Origin of the sequence: Herbaspirillum sp. NPDC101396 (genome assembly GCF_044767365.1) — a bacterium.
GTDB lineage: Bacteria > Pseudomonadota > Gammaproteobacteria > Burkholderiales > Burkholderiaceae_D > Herbaspirillum.
Window position 1 is genome coordinate 1 of record NZ_JBIWNT010000009.1, and the last position, 5,564, is coordinate 5,564.

Below are 5,564 nucleotides of genomic sequence, written 5' to 3' on the forward strand. Positions count from 1 at the left end.
GGGTCTGGAAACTTTAAATATTTTTAAACGCTCACGAAGAAATATAGGTAAGAAATTATCTGTCAGTATTTTGAGTGAGTGACCGATTCGAAAGAATCAGCCAGCAATGGCAAAACAGAGATTGAACTGAAGAGTTTGATCCTGGCTCAGATTGAACGCTGGCGGCATGCCTTACACATGCAAGTCGAACGGCAGCACGGGAGCTTGCTCCTGGTGGCGAGTGGCGAACGGGTGAGTAATATATCGGAACGTGCCCTAGAGTGGGGGATAACTAGTCGAAAGATTAGCTAATACCGCATACGATCTACGGATGAAAGTGGGGGATCGCAAGACCTCATGCTCATGGAGCGGCCGATATCTGATTAGCTAGTTGGTGGGGTAAAAGCTCACCAAGGCGACGATCAGTAGCTGGTCTGAGAGGACGACCAGCCACACTGGAACTGAGACACGGTCCAGACTCCTACGGGAGGCAGCAGTGGGGAATTTTGGACAATGGGCGCAAGCCTGATCCAGCAATGCCGCGTGAGTGAAGAAGGCCTTCGGGTTGTAAAGCTCTTTTGTCAGGGAAGAAACGGGTGAGGTTAATACCTTTGCCTAATGACGGTACCTGAAGAATAAGCACCGGCTAACTACGTGCCAGCAGCCGCGGTAATACGTAGGGTGCAAGCGTTAATCGGAATTACTGGGCGTAAAGCGTGCGCAGGCGGTTATACAAGACAGATGTGAAATCCCCGGGCTCAACCTGGGAATTGCATTTGTGACTGTATGGCTAGAGTGTGTCAGAGGGGGGTAGAATTCCACGTGTAGCAGTGAAATGCGTAGATATGTGGAGGAATACCGATGGCGAAGGCAGCCCCCTGGGATAACACTGACGCTCATGCACGAAAGCGTGGGGAGCAAACAGGATTAGATACCCTGGTAGTCCACGCCCTAAACGATGTCTACTAGTTGTCGGGTCTTAATTGACTTGGTAACGCAGCTAACGCGTGAAGTAGACCGCCTGGGGAGTACGGTCGCAAGATTAAAACTCAAAGGAATTGACGGGGACCCGCACAAGCGGTGGATGATGTGGATTAATTCGATGCAACGCGAAAAACCTTACCTACCCTTGACATGTACGGAATCCTGAAGAGATTTAGGAGTGCTCGAAAGAGAACCGTAACACAGGTGCTGCATGGCTGTCGTCAGCTCGTGTCGTGAGATGTTGGGTTAAGTCCCGCAACGAGCGCAACCCTTGTCATTAGTTGCTACGAAAGGGCACTCTAATGAGACTGCCGGTGACAAACCGGAGGAAGGTGGGGATGACGTCAAGTCCTCATGGCCCTTATGGGTAGGGCTTCACACGTCATACAATGGTACATACAGAGGGCCGCCAACCCGCGAGGGGGAGCTAATCCCAGAAAGTGTATCGTAGTCCGGATTGGAGTCTGCAACTCGACTCCATGAAGTTGGAATCGCTAGTAATCGCGGATCAGCATGTCGCGGTGAATACGTTCCCGGGTCTTGTACACACCGCCCGTCACACCATGGGAGCGGGTTCTGCCAGAAGTAGTTAGCCTAACCGTAAGGAGGGCGATTACCACGGCAGGGTTCGTGACTGGGGTGAAGTCGTAACAAGGTAGCCGTATCGGAAGGTGCGGCTGGATCACCTCCTTTCTAGAGTGCGCATGATTTAAGCGCTCACACTTATCGTCTGTTAGTAAAGAAGAACAGTTATATCGGTTGCGGCGACGGCATTGTCTGCTGGCTGACTGCTGATTACTGATCCAAGCGGGTCTGTAGCTCAGCTGGTTAGAGCACCGTGTTGATAACGCGGGGGTCGTTGGTTCGAGCCCAACCAGACCCACCAAAGAGTTTCGGGGGTTTAGCTCAGCTGGGAGAGCACCTGCTTTGCAAGCAGGGGGTCGTCGGTTCGATCCCGTCAACCTCCACCAGAAACATCAAACCTAAGTCGCATGCATGAGCATGTAGATTTAGGTTTGGTCTTTTAGTGATCAATAGCTGTTTTTGTTCTTTAACAATCTGGAAGAAGTAAAGAATTCGTCAACGACGAGCGCCAGGATTTCGATCCTTGTGCAAGAAGTTGATGGGTGTGATTGTATCAATCAAAGTATTACGAAGTGATCTTAGCAATTAGAAGACTTACTTTGGCAATACGGCAAACGCTAAACTCAAAAAACTCTATAACGATCTCTCGGAAGAGAGGCTAACGTTATAGGGACAAGTGAATAAGTGCACATGGTGGATGCCTTGGCGATTACAGGCGATGAAGGACGTAGTAGCTTGCGATAAGCTGCGGGGAGCTAGCAAACAAGCTTTGATCCGCAGATTTCCGAATGGGGAAACCCACCCTTTATGGGTATTGCATACTGAATACATAGGTATGCAAGGCGAACGCGGCGAACTGAAACATCTAAGTAGCTGCAGGAAAAGAAATCAACCGAGATTCCCAAAGTAGTGGCGAGCGAAATGGGACCAGCCTGCAAGATTTAGCACCATTGATAGTAGAACGGAATGGAAAGTCCGGCCATAGAGGGTGATAGCCCCTTATACGAAATCAGTAGTGTGGAACTAGGCTTGCGACAAGTAGGGCGGGACACGTGAAATCCTGTCTGAACATGGGGGGACCATCCTCCAAGGCTAAATACTCGTAATCGACCGATAGTGAACCAGTACCGTGAGGGAAAGGCGAAAAGAACCCCGGAAGGGGAGTGAAATAGATCCTGAAACCGTGTGCATACAAACAGTAGGAGCGGACTTGTTCCGTGACTGCGTACCTTTTGTATAATGGGTCAGCGACTTACATTCAGTGGCAAGGTTAACCGAATAGGGAAGCCGTAGAGAAATCGAGTCCGAATAGGGCGTTCAGTCGCTGGGTGTAGACCCGAAACCAAGTGATCTACTCATGGCCAGGTTGAAGGTGCGGTAACACGCACTGGAGGACCGAACCCACTAATGTTGAAAAATTAGGGGATGAGCTGTGGGTAGGGGTGAAAGGCTAAACAAACTTGGAAATAGCTGGTTCTCTCCGAAAACTATTTAGGTAGTGCCTCAAGTATCACCATCGGGGGTAGAGCACTGTTATGGCTAGGGGGTCATCGCGACTTACCAACCCATTGCAAACTCCGAATACCGATGAGTGCGAGCTTGGGAGACAGACGTCGGGTGCTAACGTCCGGCGTCAAGAGGGAAACAACCCAGACCGCCAGCTAAGGTCCCAAAGATTGGCTAAGTGGAAAACGAAGTGGGAAGGCTAAAACAGTCAGGAGGTTGGCTTAGAAGCAGCCACCCTTTAAAGAAAGCGTAATAGCTCACTGATCGAGTCGTCCTGCGCGGAAGATGTAACGGGGCTAAGCCAGTCACCGAAGCTGCGGATATCAATTTATTGATATGGTAGGAGAGCGTTCTGTAAGCCTGCGAAGGTGTCTTGTAAAGGATGCTGGAGGTATCAGAAGTGCGAATGCTGACATGAGTAGCGATAATGGGGGTGAAAAGCCCCCACGCCGTAAGCCCAAGGTTTCCTGTTCAACGTTCATCGGAGCAGGGTGAGTCGGCCCCTAAGGCGAGGCAGAGATGCGTAGCTGATGGGAAGCAGGTTAATATTCCTGCACCGTCGTTAGATGCGATGGGGGGACGGATCGCGGAAGGTTGTCCGGGTGTTGGATGTCCCGGTTTCTGTATCAGAGAAGGCTGTTAGGCAAATCCGGCAGCGTAATTCAAGGGTATGGGACGAGCGAACTTGTTCGCGAAGCAATCGGAAGTGGTTCCAAGAAAAGCCTCTAAGCTTCAGTCTAACGAGACCGTACCGCAAACCGACACAGGTGGGCGAGATGAGTATTCTAAGGCGCTTGAGAGAACTCGGGAGAAGGAACTCGGCAAATTTGTACCGTAACTTCGGGATAAGGTACGCCCTAGTAGTTTGACTGGCCTGCGCCAGGAGGACAAACGGGTTGCAATAAAAAGGTGGCTGCGACTGTTTAATAAAAACACAGCACTCTGCAAACACGAAAGTGGACGTATAGGGTGTGACGCCTGCCCGGTGCTGGAAGATTAAATGATGGGGTGCAAGCTCTTGATTGAAGTCCCAGTAAACGGCGGCCGTAACTATAACGGTCCTAAGGTAGCGAAATTCCTTGTCGGGTAAGTTCCGACCTGCACGAATGGCGTAACGATGGCCACACTGTCTCCTCCCGAGACTCAGCGAAGTTGAAATGTTTGTGATGATGCAATCTACCCGCGGCTAGACGGAAAGACCCCATGAACCTTTACTGTAGCTTTGCATTGGACTTTGAACCAATCTGTGTAGGATAGGTGGGAGGCTTTGAAGTAGGGACGCCAGTCTCTATGGAGCCAACCTTGAAATACCACCCTGGTTTGTTTGAGGTTCTAACCTTGGTCCGTTATCCGGATCGGGGACAGTGCATGGTAGGCAGTTTGACTGGGGCGGTCTCCTCCCAAAGTGTAACGGAGGAGTTCGAAGGTACGCTAGATACGGTCGGACATCGTGTTGATAGTGCAATGGCATAAGCGTGCTTAACTGCGAGACTGACAAGTCGAGCAGGTACGAAAGTAGGACATAGTGATCCGGTGGTTCTGTATGGAAGGGCCATCGCTCAACGGATAAAAGGTACTCTGGGGATAACAGGCTGATTCCTCCCAAGAGTTCATATCGACGGGGGAGTTTGGCACCTCGATGTCGGCTCATCACATCCTGGGGCTGTAGCCGGTCCCAAGGGTATGGCTGTTCGCCATTTAAAGTGGTACGTGAGCTGGGTTTAAAACGTCGTGAGACAGTTTGGTCCCTATCTGCCGTGGGCGTTGGAAGTTTGAAGGGGGCTGCTCCTAGTACGAGAGGACCGGAGTGGACGAACCTCTGGTGTATCGGTTGTCACGCCAGTGGCATTGCCGAGTAGCTAAGTTCGGAAGAGATAACCGCTGAAAGCATCTAAGCGGGAAACTCGCCTTGAGATGAGACTTCCCGGGGGTTTAACCCCCCTAAAGGGTCGTTCGAGACCAGGACGTTGATAGGTCAGGTGTGGAAGCGCAGTAATGCGTTAAGCTAACTGATACTAATTGCCCGTGCGGCTTGTCCCTATAACATTAGTTGTTATAGCTTTAGAGTTTTACCGTGTTTGCCATGATCGGCACATCACACCCAAAGATAAAATTTACTTCTTCCCAGATTGCGTTGTTTGGCCATCCTAGCTCCAATTGGACCCAAGCAACACTACAAGTTATGCCTGATGACTATAGCAAGTTGGTACCACCCCTTCCCATCCCGAACAGGACCGTGAAACGACTTCGCGCCGATGATAGTGCTGCAACCAGTGTGAAAGTAGGTCATCGTCAGGCTATTAATTAAGCTTAAGCCCCATACCATCAGGTGTGGGGCTTTTTGCTGTGCGCTTCATTTGTAAATCACCCCTCTGCACCAATAATTCCTCCGCAATTGCTCCTCTAAAAACCCAACTGCCGCCTTCGCCTTACCTCTCAAGGCACGCTCGCTAAGTCCCCTATCTCTTCTTTTACGTCCCCTGTCTCACCGCTTTTACCTCCATTGCGCT

The 5,564-nt window shown here is 50.6% G+C and carries 2 tRNA genes and 3 rRNA genes; all 5 read left to right on the plus strand.

Going from position 1 to position 5,564, the window contains the following annotated elements:
• Positions 1-123: 123 nt before the first annotated feature.
• The 5 genes from ACIROY_RS23850 (at position 124) to rrf (ending at position 5,352) form a co-directional block, all read left to right on the plus strand.
• Positions 124-1,656 (plus strand): 16S ribosomal RNA (locus ACIROY_RS23850).
• 116 nt (positions 1,657-1,772) lie between these two features.
• Positions 1,773-1,849, plus strand: a tRNA-Ile gene (locus tag ACIROY_RS23855).
• Positions 1,850-1,858: 9 nt separating this feature from the next.
• A tRNA-Ala gene (locus ACIROY_RS23860) sits at positions 1,859-1,934 on the plus strand.
• A 284-nt stretch (positions 1,935-2,218) separates the two neighbouring features.
• A 23S ribosomal RNA gene (locus tag ACIROY_RS23865) occupies positions 2,219-5,094 on the plus strand.
• A gap of 145 nt (positions 5,095-5,239) precedes the next feature.
• Positions 5,240-5,352: ribosomal RNA gene (gene rrf, locus ACIROY_RS23870) — 5S ribosomal RNA — on the plus strand.
• Together the 16S, 23S and 5S rRNA genes with 2 tRNA genes alongside form the textbook arrangement of a ribosomal RNA operon.
• Positions 5,353-5,564 lie beyond the last annotated feature (212 nt).